The organism is Agromyces seonyuensis (genome assembly GCF_009789225.1).
Classification (GTDB): Bacteria; Actinomycetota; Actinomycetes; order Actinomycetales; family Microbacteriaceae; genus Agromyces; species Agromyces seonyuensis.
On sequence record NZ_WSTA01000034.1, the window covers coordinates 21,597 to 35,123 of the forward strand.

General features: G+C 73.9%; 14 protein-coding genes. 9 read left to right on the forward strand and 5 right to left on the reverse strand.

Annotation, left to right across the window (positions count from 1 at the left end; all coding sequences use genetic code 11):
* Positions 1 to 121: 121 nt before the first annotated feature.
* Entirely contained in the window at positions 122 to 379 is a 258-nt protein-coding gene (locus GB864_RS09185) for a three-helix bundle dimerization domain-containing protein (protein WP_202107110.1), read from the forward strand.
* Positions 380 to 383: 4 nt separating this feature from the next.
* A complete protein-coding gene (locus tag GB864_RS09190; protein ID WP_160424289.1) occupies positions 384 to 953 on the forward strand; it encodes a 4'-phosphopantetheinyl transferase family protein in 570 nt (189 codons plus the stop codon).
* 27 nt (positions 954 to 980) lie between these two features.
* On the opposite strand, the gene GB864_RS09195 is transcribed toward GB864_RS09190, so the two are convergent.
* From GB864_RS09195 to GB864_RS09215, 5 genes are all read right to left on the reverse strand, one after another.
* Entirely contained in the window at positions 981 to 2,321 is a 1,341-nt protein-coding gene (locus tag GB864_RS09195) for a M1 family metallopeptidase (protein WP_160424291.1), read from the reverse strand.
* Complete coding sequence (locus GB864_RS09200) at positions 2,321 to 6,253, reverse strand: Pls/PosA family non-ribosomal peptide synthetase (protein WP_160424293.1); 3,933 nt, start codon at positions 6,251 to 6,253, stop codon at positions 2,321 to 2,323. The genes GB864_RS09195 and GB864_RS09200 overlap by 1 nt, the downstream gene beginning before the upstream one ends.
* A gap of 109 nt (positions 6,254 to 6,362) precedes the next feature.
* Positions 6,363 to 6,797, reverse strand: coding sequence for a VOC family protein (locus GB864_RS09205; RefSeq protein ID WP_160424295.1), 435 nt, complete (start codon positions 6,795 to 6,797; stop codon positions 6,363 to 6,365).
* Between the two features lie 66 nt (positions 6,798 to 6,863).
* Positions 6,864 to 7,322, reverse strand: a complete 459-nt coding sequence (locus GB864_RS09210) for a recombinase family protein (protein WP_160424297.1) — start codon at positions 7,320 to 7,322, stop codon at positions 6,864 to 6,866.
* Positions 7,323 to 7,435: 113 nt separating this feature from the next.
* The gene (locus GB864_RS09215; RefSeq protein ID WP_160424298.1) at positions 7,436 to 8,332 is read right to left on the reverse strand and encodes an SDR family oxidoreductase; all 897 of its coding nucleotides are present in this window, start codon (positions 8,330 to 8,332) and stop codon (positions 7,436 to 7,438) included.
* A gap of 118 nt (positions 8,333 to 8,450) precedes the next feature.
* Between GB864_RS09215 and GB864_RS09220 the strand changes: the two genes are divergently transcribed.
* The 7 genes from GB864_RS09220 (at position 8,451) to GB864_RS09250 (ending at position 13,465) form a co-directional block, all read left to right on the forward strand.
* Positions 8,451 to 9,008 carry a TetR/AcrR family transcriptional regulator gene (locus GB864_RS09220; protein ID WP_160424300.1) on the forward strand — a complete coding sequence of 186 codons (558 nt, stop codon included), beginning with the start codon at positions 8,451 to 8,453 and terminating at the stop codon, positions 9,006 to 9,008.
* Positions 9,009 to 9,134: 126 nt separating this feature from the next.
* Positions 9,135 to 9,605 carry a VOC family protein gene (locus tag GB864_RS09225; RefSeq protein ID WP_160424303.1) on the forward strand — a complete coding sequence of 157 codons (471 nt, stop codon included), beginning with the start codon at positions 9,135 to 9,137 and terminating at the stop codon, positions 9,603 to 9,605.
* Between the two features lie 116 nt (positions 9,606 to 9,721).
* Positions 9,722 to 10,462, forward strand: coding sequence for an alpha/beta fold hydrolase (locus GB864_RS09230; RefSeq protein ID WP_160424305.1), 741 nt, complete (start codon positions 9,722 to 9,724; stop codon positions 10,460 to 10,462).
* Positions 10,463 to 10,552: 90 nt separating this feature from the next.
* On the forward strand, positions 10,553 to 11,431 hold the full coding sequence (locus GB864_RS09235) for an RNA polymerase sigma-70 factor (protein ID WP_160424307.1): 879 nt from the start codon (positions 10,553 to 10,555) through the stop codon (positions 11,429 to 11,431).
* Positions 11,421 to 11,792: a sigma-70 family RNA polymerase sigma factor family protein gene (locus tag GB864_RS09240; protein ID WP_160424308.1), complete on the forward strand. Its 372-nt coding sequence runs from the start codon at positions 11,421 to 11,423 to the stop codon at positions 11,790 to 11,792. The genes GB864_RS09235 and GB864_RS09240 overlap by 11 nt, the downstream gene beginning before the upstream one ends.
* Before the next feature lie 108 nt (positions 11,793 to 11,900).
* Positions 11,901 to 12,662, forward strand: coding sequence for an SDR family oxidoreductase (locus GB864_RS09245; protein WP_160424310.1), 762 nt, complete (start codon positions 11,901 to 11,903; stop codon positions 12,660 to 12,662).
* A gap of 11 nt (positions 12,663 to 12,673) precedes the next feature.
* Positions 12,674 to 13,465, forward strand: coding sequence for an SDR family oxidoreductase (locus GB864_RS09250; protein WP_160424312.1), 792 nt, complete (start codon positions 12,674 to 12,676; stop codon positions 13,463 to 13,465).
* Positions 13,466 to 13,527 lie beyond the last annotated feature (62 nt).

Here is a 13,527-nt window from a genome sequence, read left to right on the forward strand (position 1 = left end):
GCCCCGCGTCCCCTGCACCCGCAGGGACGCGGGGCTTCGTCGTACGCACCCGCAGCAGGGAACCCGCGGTGAGTCTGAAACGGATCGTCGTCGCCGGGCCCGCGGGGTGCACACTGGAGCCATGGCATCCGAGGATCCCGCCCAGTCCCCCGCCGGTCTGCACGAGTCCGCATCGCTCTCCGATGACGGCGAGGCGCGCAGCGTCGCCGATGTCGTCGAACGGCTGGCGACCAAGTACCCCGAGGTCGATCGCGCCGAGGTGGAGCGCATCGTCCGCACCGAGCATCACGAGTTCGACGGCAAGCCCGTGCGCGACTTCGTGCCCGTGCTCGTCGAGAAGGCGGCGAAGAAGCAGATCAAGGCCATCGCGAAGGCCTGATCGGATGACCGGCGCGGACGGGTTCGCGCTCGCGATCGTGCCGCACGGCGACGCCGGCCGCTTCGACGCCGGCCGAGCGGCCGCCCGCGAGGCGCTGCACCGGCTCACCGGCCGGGATGCCGAGGAGTTCCGCATCGAGGCCCGGTGCCCCGACTGCGGCGGCCCGCACGGACGCCCCCTCGTCGTCGGCGAACCGGGCCTGCACGTGTCGATCACGCACGCCGACGGACGGGCGGTCGCGGTCGCCGCACGCGTGCCCGTCGGCGTCGACGCCGAACCCGTCACGACGAACGTCGATCGACTCGCCGCGGCTGCCTCGCTCCTCGACCAGAGTGCGCGGGAGCTTCCGCCCCTCGAGGCGTGGACCGCCGCGGAGGCCGTGCTCAAGGCCGACGGCCGGGGGCTGCGCGTGGACCCGTCCGCCGTCCGGTTCGAGGACGGCGGCGCGAGCATCGCTCCCGGGCAGCGGCGCTACCGCATCCTCCGGCCCGACGCCCGGCCCGACGGGCGGCCCGACGGTGCGGGCGGGCTCGCGATCGCCGTCGCCCTCGCGATCGCTCCCGTCGCCGGCTGATTCCGGCTCGGCCGATCCCGGCCCGGCTCAGCCGCGTCGTCTCGTCGGCTTCGCCGCGGGCAGCCGCGGCAGCGCGGGCTCCAGCAGCCACGCGTCGAAGAGCGAGTCCAGCGCGTCATCCTCGTCGGCGAAGCCGCCGGTGAGCTCGCGGAACTCGGCGGTACCCGCCGAGGCGTGACGGTAGCGCTCGCACCACGCGCGCAGCAGGGCGAAGAACTGGTCGTCGCCGAGTTGCAGGCGCACGGCGTGCACGAGGCAGGCGCCGCGCTTGTAGACGCGATCGTCGAAGAGCAGGTCGGGCCCGGGGTCGCCGAGCACGAGGTCGCGCGGGAGCCCCGCGAGCATCCGGTGCGCCCGCCGTGCCAGCGCATCGGCGGACTCGCGACCGTCGGCCTCCGACCAGAGCCACTCCGCATAGCAGGCGAACCCCTCGTTGAGCCAGATGTCGCCCCAGCCGATGAGCCCGACGCTGTTGCCGAACCACTGGTGCGCGAGCTCGTGGGCGATGAGCCGTTCCGAACCGCCGTGCCCGTCGGCGTGCGTCGACCCGAACGTCGCCATGCCCTGGGACTCCAGCGGGATCTCGAGCGGGTCCTCGGTGACGACGATCGTGTAGGTCGGGAACGGGTAGGGGCCGAATCGCTCCTGGAACGCCTCGAGCATCCGCGCGACCGGAGCGAAGTCCTTCAGCACCGGCCGTGCGAGCGCCGGCGGGAACGCGAGCAGCCACTCGACGCCCGCCGAATGCCGCGGCTCCATCGTGTAGCGGCCGATCTGCACCGCCGCCAGGTACGTCGACGTCGGCTCCGCCTGGAAGTACTCCCAGCGACCGCGACCGCGCGCGACCGAGTGGTCGACGAGCTGCCCCGTCGCCAGCACCGTGTAGGGCTCCTCCGTCGTCACGGCGATGCGGTACGACGCCTTGTCGTCCGGCCGGTCGTTGCACGGGAACCAGGTCGGCGCGCCGACGGGCTGCGCCGCGACGAGCACGCCGTCCTCGAGCTCCTCCCACCCGATCGTGCCCCAGCGGGAGCGCCGCGGGCGCGGAGACCCGTCGTACTCGATCTCGACCTCGAACTCGGCGCCCGCCGCCAGGGGCTTCGCGGGCTTCACCGTGACGTGCGTCGCCGATTGGGCGAACCGGGTGCGCCGGTCGCCGTCGAGCTTCACCCGCTTCGCGCGCAGGTGCACGAGATCGAACGGGATGACCGTGAGCGGGACGTTCGCCCGGGCGCGGATGACCGCACGGGCGTTCAGCCGGTTCGTCGAGGTGCGGTAGTCGAGGTCGAGATCGTAGGAGCGCACCGAGTACGCATCCGAGCCCGAACGCGGCACGTACTCGTGCGGGCGTCGCGGTCCGTCCGTCATCAGGCCGCCCCGCGGTGGTAGTCGCGCACGACGACCGCCCGCCACGGGCCGATCGGGTTGCCGCTCCAGCGGCTGGAGCGCGGCACGGTCTCGCCGCGCATGACGAGCGAGGCCGGACCGATCGTCGCGTCCTCGCCGATGCGCGCCGCCGGCAGGATGACGCTGTGCGGGCCGAGCGTGCCGCCGCGCTCGATGAGGACCGTATCCATGCTCATGATTCGATCATGGAAGAGGTGGGTCTGCACGACGCAGCCCCGGTTCACCGTCGAGGCGTCCTCGAGCGTGACCAGGTCGGCCTCGGGCAGCCAGTAGCTGTCGATCCAGACGCCGTGGCCGATGCGGGCGCCGAGGCTGCGCAGCCACCACACGAGTGCCGGCGTGCCGGCCGCGCTCGTCGCGAACCAGGGGGCGGCGACCATCTCGGTGAAGGTGTCCGACACTTCGCTCCGCCAGATGAACGACGACCAGAGCGGATGCTCGCCGGGACGGACCCGGCCGAGCAGGACCCACTTGGCGACCGTGCTGATGCCCGCGGCCACCGCGCCGGTGGCGAGCAGCACCGGACCGCTGAGGAGGGCCGCCACGAGGACGCCCCACTCCTGCACGAGCGCCGCGAGGACGAGCAGCACGCCGAGCCCGATGCCGCAACTCACGATCACCGGCACGATGCGCAGCGCCTCCCACAACGTGCGGGCCACGCGGAGGCGGTACGGCGGATCGAACGTGCGTTCCTCCTCGGCGTCCTGCGCGTGGCGGCGCAGCTTCACGGGCGGCGAGCCGAGCCACGAGGTGCCCGCCTTCGCCTTGCGCGGCGCGACGGAGAGCACCGCGACGAGGCCGTCGCGGGGAACCCGGTTGCCCGCCCCGGCGATACCGGAGTTGCCGAGGAACGCGCGCGGGCCGATGCGCACCGCGGCGATGCGCACGTAACCGCCGCCGAGCTCGTAGCCCGCGACGAGCGTGTCGTCGGCGAGGAACGCGCCGTCGCCGATCGAGGTCATGCCCGGCAGCAGCAGCACCGTCGAGGCCTCGACGTCGCGGCCGACGTCGGCGCCGAGCATCCGGAGCCAGACGGGCGTGAAGAGGCTCGAGTAGAGCGGGAAGAGGACCGTTCGGGCGAGATCGAGCAGCCGCTCGATCGACCACACCTGCCAGCCCGTGCGGCCGCGCACCGGGAAGACGCCCTCGCGCAGCCCGAAGCCGAGCAGGCGCACGAGCAGCACGACGAGCCCGGCGATGACGATGCCGGCTACGAGGGTCGCCGGCACGAGCATGCCGAGCGCGCGCCACGCGGCGTCCCCGAGATCGGCCGACCCCCGGATCGCCGCGGCGACGAGCGCCCCGCCCGCCACGAATCCGGCGACGGGCACGAGCGAGACGGCCACCGACGCGGCCGAGTAGGCGAGCACCCAGCGCGTTCGCAGCGGCGGGCGCTCCTCGGGCCACCAGTGCCGTGCCCGGCCGACGCGCACGGCGGGCGAGCCGGCCCACTCCTGGCCGTTCGGCACGCGACCGAACACCGAGGAACCCGGCGCCACGCTCGCGTGCTTGCCGATACGGGCGCCCGGCATGAGCGAGCTGCGGGCGCCGATGGAGGCGCCGGCGCCGATGCGGATCTCGCCGACGCGCACGAGGTCGCCGTCGATCCAGTACCCGGCGAGGTCGACCTCGGGCTCGATGGACGCGCCCGAGCCGATGCGCAGCATCCCGGTCACCGGCGGCAGCGCGTGCAGGTCGACGCCGGGGGCGATGCGGGCTCCGAGCGCCCGGGCGTAGTAGGTGATCCACGGGGCACCGGCGAGGCTCGCGGCGCCGACCTGATGGGCGACCTGCTCGGCGAACCACAGGCGCAGGTGCACGCTGCCGCCGCGCGGGTAGTCGCCCGGTTGCAGGCCCGCGAGCACGAGCTTGGCGACCACGACGGCGATCGCCATCCGGCCCCACGGCGTGACGAAGACGAGGAGGCCGACGAGCAGCCACGGCCACGACACCGGCGGGAACGCCCCGAAGCCGCCGAGCGGCTGGAGGACGGCCACCGCGGTGAGGAGGTAGAGCATCCAGCGGATGCCGCTCAGGATGAAGAGCGGGATGCCGAGCAGCGTCTGCAGCACCTGCATGGTGCGGGGCGTACGGGGCACGGTGTGGGTCGAGTCGGCGCTCGAGAACTCGGCCGAGTCGGCGAGCGCCGCCGCCATCGCGCCGAACCGCGGCGTCGCGTAGACGTCGGCCACCGTGAAGTCCGGATGCCGTTCGCGCACGAGCGAGACCAGCTGCGCCGCAGCGAGCGATCCGCCGCCCAGGTCGAAGAAGTTGTCGTCCGGGCCGCCGACGCCGAGGCCGAGCACCGTGCGCCAGTCGCCCGCGAGCGCGTCGGCGACGGGATCGAGGCCGGTCGGCTCCCCGGCGCCGTCGTCCTCGAGCGGCCACGGCAGCGCCGCCCGGTCGACCTTGCCGGAGGTGCGCACCGGCAGTTCGTCGACGACGGCGAGGAGCGGCACGAGCGCGCCCGGCAGCTCGGCGCGGAGCCGGGCGAGCGCGGCCGGACGGTCGAAGGCCTCGCGCTCGGGGACGGCGAGGTAGCCGACGAGCACGTCGTTGCCCGCGGCGCTGCGCCGCACGGCCGCGGCGGCGCCCGAGACGCCCGGCAGATCCTGGAGGGCGGACTCGATCTCGCCGAGCTCGATGCGGCGGCCGCCGACCTTCACCTGGTCGTCGGCGCGGCCGAGGTAGAACAGCCCGTCGGGGTCGAGCCGCACGAGGTCGCCGCTGCGGTACGCCCGCTCCCAGCCGAGGGAGGGCATCGGCGCGTACTTCGCGGCATCCTTCTCGGGGTCCAAGTAGCGGGCCAGGCCGACGCCGCCGATGATGAGCTCGCCCGAACCGCCGTCGGCGACGGGCGCGCCGGTCTCGTCGACGACCGCGAGCACCCAGCCGTCGAGCGGCAGTCCGATGCGGACCGGTTCGCCCGCGTGCATCTGCGCCGCACTCGCGACGACGGTCGCCTCGGTCGGCCCGTAGGTGTTCCAGACCTCCCGGTCGTCGACCGCGAGCCGGTTGACGAGCTCCGGCGGGCAGGCCTCGCCGCCGAAGATCAGCAGCCGCACGGTGTCGAGCGCCTCCGGCGGCCAGAGCGCCGCGAGCGTCGGCACCGTCGAGACGATCGTGATGCGCCGCGACGAGAGCCAGGGTCCGAGGTCCATGCCGCTGCGCACGAGGCTGCGGGGCGCCGGCACGAGGCACGCGCCGTGGCCCCACGCGAGCCACATCTCCTCGCAGGACGCGTCGAAGGCGACCGAGAGGCCCGCGAGCACGCGGTCGGTCGGTCCGATCGGCTCGTCCTGGAGGAACAGGCGCGCCTCGGCGTCGACGAACGCGGCGGCCGAACGATGCCGCACGGCCACGCCCTTCGGCGTCCCGGTCGAACCCGAGGTGAAGATGATCCACGCGTCGTCCTCGGGGCGCGGCGGCTCGACGATCGGCAGGGTGCCGGTCGGGGCGCGGAGCCCGAGGTCGTCGACGACGTCGGAGGGCGCAGTGCCGCCGAGCGACGGCACGTACCCGTCGGCGGTCAGCACGCCGACGACGCCGGCCTCGCCGAAGACGAGGCTCGCGCGCTCGTCGGGGTCGTCGACGTCGACCGGCACGTAGGCGGCGCCGATCGCGAGCACGCCGAGGATGCCGAGGTAGAGGTCGCGGTTGCCGGAGGGCATCCGCACGCCCACCCGGTCGCCGCGGCGCACGCCGGCCTCGTGCAGGTTGACGGCGACGCCGTCGACGAGCCGCAGGAGCTGCCGATAGCTGACCGCGCCGCGGTCGTCCTCGATGGCGGAGGCATCCGGTTCGCGCGCGGCGCTGTCGCGGAGGACGTCGAGCAGGGTCCGTGCTGGTGGCGCGAGTTCCTCGTCACCGAGCGTGCCCGTCGACAGCGTCATCCTGGTCCTTCCCCCGGTGGCCGATCGCCGCCCCACGCTACGAGGCGATCGTGACCGGACGGTGAACGGCCGGTGCGTCCGCGGAACAGAGTATCCGCGCGCGCACGGACTACTCCGCGTCGAGCTCCTCGAAGAGCGTCAACTGGAGCGCCGCAGGCCCGGCGAGGCGCGAGTTCAGCGAACGCCACGGGGTCTCGCGCGGCTCGGCGAGCAGCGACGCGCCGGCGTCGAGCGCGGTGCGCGTCGCCTCGGCGGCGTCCGCCACCTCGAGCGCCACCCGCAGCGGCGCGCTCGCGGCCGCGGCCGAACCGTCGGTCTCGACGCCGTCGATGAGGCGCACCTGCCCGGGGTTGGAGAGCTCGAGCGTCGCACGCCCGGCGTCGAGGATCACGACGCGCGCGTCGCCCTCGCCCTCGTAGGACTCGGACTCGGGCATCCCGAGCGCGTCGCGGTAGAACGCGACCGCCTCGTCGAAGTCGACGCCCTCGGGCACCGACACCACCAATCGCAGCTGGCGCACGGCGCCCGGTTTCGCAGTATCCATGCCGTTTGCAACCGGATGACGCCCGCCGCTGTTCCCGCCGGGAACGCCCGGCCGGAGCGGCGCCGGTCAGCCCGTCGCGTCCGAGAGGTGGCGCGCCCCGTGGCCGAGCACCTTCACGACGAGGCCGTAGCGGCGCAGGGTGCGGATCGTGCGCGCCGCCTCGTCGGGGGTGCGGCCGAGGGCGCGCTCGTTCACCACGACGAGCACGTCGCCGGGCTGGAGCGTCGAGAACAGCCGCCCGAGGCGCTGCTCCCAGTCCTCGAGCGCCTGCGGGGCCGGGAACTTGAAGTCGAGGATCTGCACGCCGAAGGTCGCGAGGTCGGTGCGCTGCTGGAGGATCGGGGGCATGTCCTCGCGGGCGACGACGAGGCCCACGAGCCGCGAGCCCTCGGGCCGCGCCCGCCACCAGTCGTGGTTGCGCTGGAGCTGCTCGAAGCACACCGGGCACTCGATCGCCGCGTGGGTGTGGTCGTGCTCGGGCGTGAGGGCGCCCGCCGGGCCGGGGGCACCGGTCTGATTCGTCATCGCGTCCGTCGTCCTTCCGCACGGAACCGCCTCCCGTGCCCGACCATTGTCGCCGAATCGGCGACGAGCCGGCACCTTGGAGTCCGAGATCCCGGCCGCGCGCCGCTCGGGCTTCAGGCGGATCGGTAGGCACCGCCGTCGAGGTCCTCGACGAGCGTCGGATGCACCGGCGCCCAGCCGAGCAGTTCGCGGGTCGCCTCGCTCGATGCCGGGAGGTCGGCGCCGTAGAGCGCCCCGAGCCAGCCGAAGTGCTCGGCCGCGTCGGCGGGGTCGATCGATACCGTCGGCACGCCGAGGCTGCGCCCGATCGCCGCGGCGATCTCGCGCGTCGGGACGCCCGATTCGGCGACGGCGTGCACACGCGTGCCCGCGGGAGCGGTCTCGACCGCGAGGGCCACGAGTTTCGCCGCGTCGAGGCGGTGCACGGCGGGCCACCGGTTCGCGCCGTCGCCGATGAACGCCGCGACGCCGTGGCGATGCGCGGTCTCGACGAGCACGTTCGTGAATCCGTGGTCGCCCGCTCCGTGCACGGTCGGGGCGAAGCGCAGGGCCATCGAGCGGATGCCCCGATCGGCGAAGCCGAGGGCGAGGGGCTCGACGCCGCCGCGGGGGGCGTCCGGCGTGCGGTACGCGGAGGCGTCCGCTTCGGTCACCGGACGGCCGAGCGCGAACCCGGCGACGCCGGAGGCGAACGCGAAGGGCTTGCCGGAGCCGGCCAGCGCATCGCCGAACGTCTCGACGACGGCCCGCTCCGTGCGGCCGGCGCCCGCGTAGTCGCTGAAGTCGTGGTTGAACCCGAGGTGGAGCACGCCGTCGGCGGCGGCGGCCTGCTCGGCGAGCAGATCGAGGTCGGCGAGAGCGCCCCGGACGGCGCGGCCGCCAGCGCCCTCGATCCTGGCGGCGGACGCCTCGGAGCGGGCGAGCCCGACGATCTCGTGGCCGGCCGCGAGGAGTTCGGCGATCGAGGCGGAGCCGATCCAACCGGAGGCTCCGGTGACGAAGATGCGCATGACGGGTCCCTTCCGAGCCGGTGCGCAGGCGGATCTCGTCGCACGTCGCGGCCCATGTCAGTAACTGACATCAGTGTACACCTGTGATGTCAGCCTGTGCCATCACTAGACTCGGAGCATGGCACGTTGGGAGCGCGACGCCCCGGGACGGCTCGCGCGCGCCGCGCTCGAGCTCTTCGGCGAGCGCGGGTACGAGCAGACGACCGTCGCTGCCATCGCCGAGCGCGCCGGCGTGACGGAGCGCACCTTCTTCCGCCACTACGCCGACAAGCGCGAAGTGCTCTTCGACGGCTCCAACGCGCTGCAGCAGGTCGTGGTGGCGTCCGTCGCCGAGGCCCCGGCGTCGGCCGAACCCGCCGACCTCGTCGGCGCGGCCGTCGCCGCAGGCGGCGCACTGCTCGCCGAACGACGCGACTTCGCCCGGCAGCGCGCCGCCGTCATCGCCGCCGAGCCGGGTCTCCAGGAGCGCGAGCTGCTGAAGCTCGAACGCATGACGGCGGCCGTCGCCGAGGCGCTCCGCGCGCGCGGCATCGCGGACGTCGACGCCGAGCTCCTGGCACGGGCGGGCGTCGCGGCCTTCCACCTCGGCTTCGCCCGCTGGCTCGTCGAGGAGGGCGACGGGCTCGACGCCGGCATCCTCGCCGCGTACGCGCGGTTGCGCCGGCTCGTCGCCTGAGCGACGCCGCCCGGACTCGGACTCGGGACCGGGACCGGGACCGGGACCGGGACCGGGGTCGAGGATGTCGGCGGGGCCGCGTAACGTTCGCCGCGGAGCATCCGCATCGACGCGAGGAGTCGTCCCATGGCCGAAGTCGCACCCGTCCAGCCCTGCCTGTGGTTCGATCACCAGGCGAAGGAGGCGATGGAGTACTACGTCGCCCTGTTCCCGAACTCGCGGATCCGCTCGATCACCCCGTACCCCGACGAGTCGCTCGACGAGCACTTCGAGGGCATGACCGAGCGGGTGCTGAACGGCGAGTTCACCCTGAACGGCGTCGACTTCGTCTGCCTCGACGGCGGGCCGATGTTCCCGTTCACGGAAGCCGTCTCGTTCGTCGTGCACTGCGCCGACCAGGCCGAGATCGACCGCTACTGGGCGGCGCTCTCCCACGTGCCCGAGGCCGAGCAGTGCGGCTGGTGCAAAGACCGCTTCGGCGTAAGCTGGCAGATCGTGCCCGCGAACATGGGCGAGCTCACCCGCACGCCCGCGCAGATCCAGGTGATGATGGGCCAGCACAAGATCGTCATCGCCGAACTCGAAGCCGCGGGCTGAGCAGCTGCCGCCCGGTTCCCCGAGGACCGGTACGCACCGGATGTCACAACCGGCGCCGTCACCCGGTCTGAGTTGTCGAGTCGTCGCGCCGCGGCGGCCGAACGAAGGGGGTTCCCATGTCCGAACCGCAGCAGCCGACCGTCGTGCTCGTCCACGGCGCATTCGCCGAGTCCGCGAGCTGGAACGGCGTCATCCGCGCCCTGTACGCCGAGGGCGTCGTCTCGACGGCCGTCGCCAACCCGCTCCGCGGTCTCGCGGGCGACGCCGCCTACGTGCGCGACGTGATCGCGTCGATCGAGGGGCCCGTCGTGCTCGTCGGCCACTCCTACGGCGGGCTCGTCATCAGCGAGGCGTCGGCCGGGAACGACCGCGTCGCGGGCCTCGTCTACGTCTCGGCCTTCACGCCGTCGGCGGGCGAATCCGCCTTCTCGCTCTCGGCGAGCGAGCCCGGCTCCACCCTCGGCGACGCCATCGTGCCGCGCCCCCTCGCCGGCGGCGGCGTCGAGTTCGCCATCGACCGGGCGAAGTTCCGCGACCAGTTCGCCGCCGACGTCGACGTCCAGACCGCCGGGCTCATGGGCGCCACGCAGCGGCCCGTGACCGAGGCCGCGCTCCGCGACCCGGTGCAGGCCGTCGCGCCCGGCTGGACCGATCGCCCGTCGTGGCACGTCTGGGGCGCCGAGGACCGCAACATCCCCGCCGCCGTGGCACGGGCGGGCGCCGAGCGCGCCGGTGCGCGTGCCGCCGTCGAGCTCGCGGGCGCCTCGCACGCCACCCCGGTCTCGCGTCCCGAGGAGGTCGCCGCGCTCATCTTGCAGGCGGTCCGAGCACTCGCCGACGAGCGCGTCGCCGCCTGACCCATGGGCGGAACGAGCGGGCGGGCGGGGTCGACGGACGCTGCCCGCCCGGGCATCCTGGACCGGAACGGGACGGAGGCGGCAGTCGGGATGGACGCGGACCTCGACGCAGCGCTCGCGGTGTTCACCGCCGTGCGCGGGCGGCTCTTCGGCATCGCCTACCGGATGCTCGGCAGCGCCTCCGAGGCGGAGGACCTCGTGCAGGACGCGTGGCTGCGCTGGCAGTCGACGGATCGGCGCGTCGTGCTCGATCCGCCGGCCTTCCTCGCCACGACTACGACGCGGCTCGCCATCAACGCGCTGCAATCGGCCCGCGTGCGCCGCGAGACCTACATCGGCCCGTGGCTGCCCGAGCCCGTCGACACGAGCGCCGATCCGACGCTCGGTGCCGAACGCACCGAAGCCCTCGGGTTCGCCGTGCTCTCGATGCTCGAACGGCTGACGCCCACCGAGCGCGCCGCCTACGTGCTCCGCGAGGCCTTCGACTACGAGTACGCCCAGATCGCCGAGATCGTCGACTGCTCGCAGGCCGCCGCCCGGCAGCTCGTGAGCCGCGCCCGCAAGCACCTCGCCGGCGAGGCCCGCCGCGAGGTCGAGCCGGACGAGCAGCGGCGCCTGCTCACCGCGTTCGTCGCCGCCGCCCGAACGGGCGACCTCGCCCAGCTCGAGCGCCTCTTCGCCGAGGACGTCGTCTCGTACTCCGACGGGGGCGGCGCCGTTCGGGCATCCAAGTTCCCCGTGCGCAGCCGCGAGACGGTCGCGAAGTTCGTGCGCGCGTTCCACACCCACTTCTGGGAGGGCGTCGACGTCGAGGAACGCGAGGTCAACGGGCAGCCCGCGATGCTGCTCTCGAAGGAGGGCGCGGTCTTCGCCGTGCTCGCGATCGTCGCGTCCGAACGGGGCATCGACCAGGTGCTGTGGCTGATGAACCCCGCGAAGCTCGGCGCCGTGGCCGGCCGTGCCGCGTGACGACATCGCCGGCGGACTGCGCGACGCGCTCGACGCCGGCGATGAACTCGCGCTCGCGGCACTGCTGCACCCGGACGTGCGGATGCTCGTCGACAGCGGCGATTCGGACGGCGTCGATGCGCGCGGCCGCGCCGCGGTCGCCCGCTTCCTGCTCGCACGGCGGGCACGACGGCGCGGGGACGTGCTCGAGCCCGTGCAGGTCAACGGCTGCCCCGGTCTCGCGGTGCGGCGCGGCGACGGGCTCGTGGTCGGCGTGCTCGCCGCCGATGTCGGCCCGGACGGCCGGATCGAAGCGGTGTGGCTCTCGACGTCCGCGCCGAAGCTCGCCCACTGGAATCGCGGGCGGTCCGGCGCGGACTGACGGGTCGGCTCGCGGATCGGACGGCATCCGTCACAGATCGAGCCCCTGCCCGGTCTGAGCTTCCGACGGCGGCGGGAGCGGCCTGCCGTCCGGACGGAAGGAAGCATCATGAAGATCGTCGTCATCGGCGGCACCGGCCTCATCGGCTCGAAGGTCGTCTCCCTCCTGGCGGAGCACGGCCACGAGGCCGTCGCGGCCTCCCCGAACACGGGCGTCAACACCCTCACCGGCGAAGGCGTCGCCGAGGCGCTCAACGGCGCCGACGTCGTCGTCGACGTCTCGAACTCCCCCTCGTTCGCCGACGCGGACGTGCTCGACTTCTTCACCCGCTCGACGGGCATCCTGCTCGACGCCGAGCGCGAGGCAGGCGTCGACCACCACGTTGCGCTGTCGATCGTGGGCGCCGATCGGCTCCCGGGCAGCGGCTACTTGCGCGCCAAGGTCGCCCAGGAGGCGCTCATCACCGCATCGGGGCAGCCGTACACGATCCTGCGCGCCACCCAGTTCTACGAGTTCCTCCCCCGCATCGCCGACTCGGCGACCGTCGACGGCACCGTGCACCTGCCCGTCGGGCTCATGCAGCCGATCGCCGCGGCCGAGGTCTCCGCGGCCGTCGCGAAGGCCGCCGTCGCCGAGGCGCTGAACGGCGTCGCCGAGATCGGCGGGCCCGAGCGCCTGCCGATGTCCGAGTACGTCGAGCGCGCCCTCCGGGCGACCGGCGACGAGCGCACCGTCGTCGGCGACCCCGCCGCACAGTACTTCGGCACGCTGCTCGAGGGCGACGAGCTCACGACGACGCATCCCGACGCGACGATCTCGGCGACCACCTACGAGGCCTGGTCGGCCGCGCAGCCGGCCGCCGCGAAGTAAGGGGCGACGCCATGCGCATCGCGGTGATCGGCGGGACGGGCCTCATCGGCACCCGCATCGCGGCCCGGCTCCAGGCGGCCGGGCACGACGTCGTGGTCGCCTCGCGCGCGAGCGGCGTCGACTCGTACTCCGGCACGGGGCTCGCCGAGGCGCTCGCCGGGGCGGAGGCCCTCATCGACGTGTCGAACTCGGGCTACCTCGACGAGCGCGAGGCGATGGAGTTCTTCTCCGGCTCGACGCAGAACCTGATCGCGTACGGCGCCGCGGCGGGCGTCGGCCACCACGTCGCCCTCTCGGTCGTCGGCACCGACCGGCTCGCGCGGGGCGAGGGCGGCTACTTCGCCGCGAAGGAGGCCCAGGAGCGGCTCATCCGGAACTCGGGCCGGCCGTACACGATCGTGCACGCGACCCAGTTCTTCGAGTTCATCCAGGCGATCGCCGACTCCGCCTCGATCCGGCACGTCGTGCGGCTCTCGAACGCGTTCATCCAGCCGATGGCCGCGGACGACGTCGCCGACGCGACGATCGGCGCGGCCCTCGCCGGTCCGGTGGACGGCATGGTCGAGTTCGGCGGTCCGGAGCGCTTCCGCCTCCACGAGATCGTGCAGCGGGGCCTGCGGATCCGTCAGGATCCCCGCGAGGTGCTCGCCGACCCGCTCGCCGAGTACTTCGGGACGCGACTGGAGGAGGAGGACCTGCTCCCCGGACCGGACGCGTCGCTCGCGCCGACCCGGTTCGCCGACTGGCTCGCCGCGGGCGGGCGCATCAACGCGGCGGCCGTGCCGCTCGGTCTCCGCGGCTGAGCGCACCGCGCGCACGCAGCGGCGCGGAGCGCGGCGACCGGTTCACCCGGCCGCCGCGCCCG

Bases quoted from the DNA above. Each gene is read 5' to 3' on its own strand.
- GB864_RS09185 (WP_202107110.1), top strand. From the start codon at position 122: ATGGCATCCGAGGATCCCGCCCAGTCCCCCGCCGGTCTGCACGAGTCC.
- GB864_RS09190 (WP_160424289.1), top strand. From the start codon at position 384: ATGACCGGCGCGGACGGGTTCGCGCTCGCGATCGTGCCGCACGGCGAC.
- GB864_RS09195 (WP_160424291.1), bottom strand. From the start codon at position 2,321: ATGACGGACGGACCGCGACGCCCGCACGAGTACGTGCCGCGTTCGGGC.
- GB864_RS09200 (WP_160424293.1), bottom strand. From the start codon at position 6,253: ATGACGCTGTCGACGGGCACGCTCGGTGACGAGGAACTCGCGCCACCA.
- GB864_RS09205 (WP_160424295.1), bottom strand. From the start codon at position 6,797: ATGGATACTGCGAAACCGGGCGCCGTGCGCCAGCTGCGATTGGTGGTG.
- GB864_RS09210 (WP_160424297.1), bottom strand. From the start codon at position 7,322: ATGACGAATCAGACCGGTGCCCCCGGCCCGGCGGGCGCCCTCACGCCC.
- GB864_RS09215 (WP_160424298.1), bottom strand. From the start codon at position 8,332: ATGCGCATCTTCGTCACCGGAGCCTCCGGTTGGATCGGCTCCGCCTCG.
- GB864_RS09220 (WP_160424300.1), top strand. From the start codon at position 8,451: ATGGCACGTTGGGAGCGCGACGCCCCGGGACGGCTCGCGCGCGCCGCG.
- GB864_RS09225 (WP_160424303.1), top strand. From the start codon at position 9,135: ATGGCCGAAGTCGCACCCGTCCAGCCCTGCCTGTGGTTCGATCACCAG.
- GB864_RS09230 (WP_160424305.1), top strand. From the start codon at position 9,722: ATGTCCGAACCGCAGCAGCCGACCGTCGTGCTCGTCCACGGCGCATTC.
- GB864_RS09235 (WP_160424307.1), top strand. From the start codon at position 10,553: ATGGACGCGGACCTCGACGCAGCGCTCGCGGTGTTCACCGCCGTGCGC.
- GB864_RS09245 (WP_160424310.1), top strand. From the start codon at position 11,901: ATGAAGATCGTCGTCATCGGCGGCACCGGCCTCATCGGCTCGAAGGTC.
- GB864_RS09250 (WP_160424312.1), top strand. From the start codon at position 12,674: ATGCGCATCGCGGTGATCGGCGGGACGGGCCTCATCGGCACCCGCATC.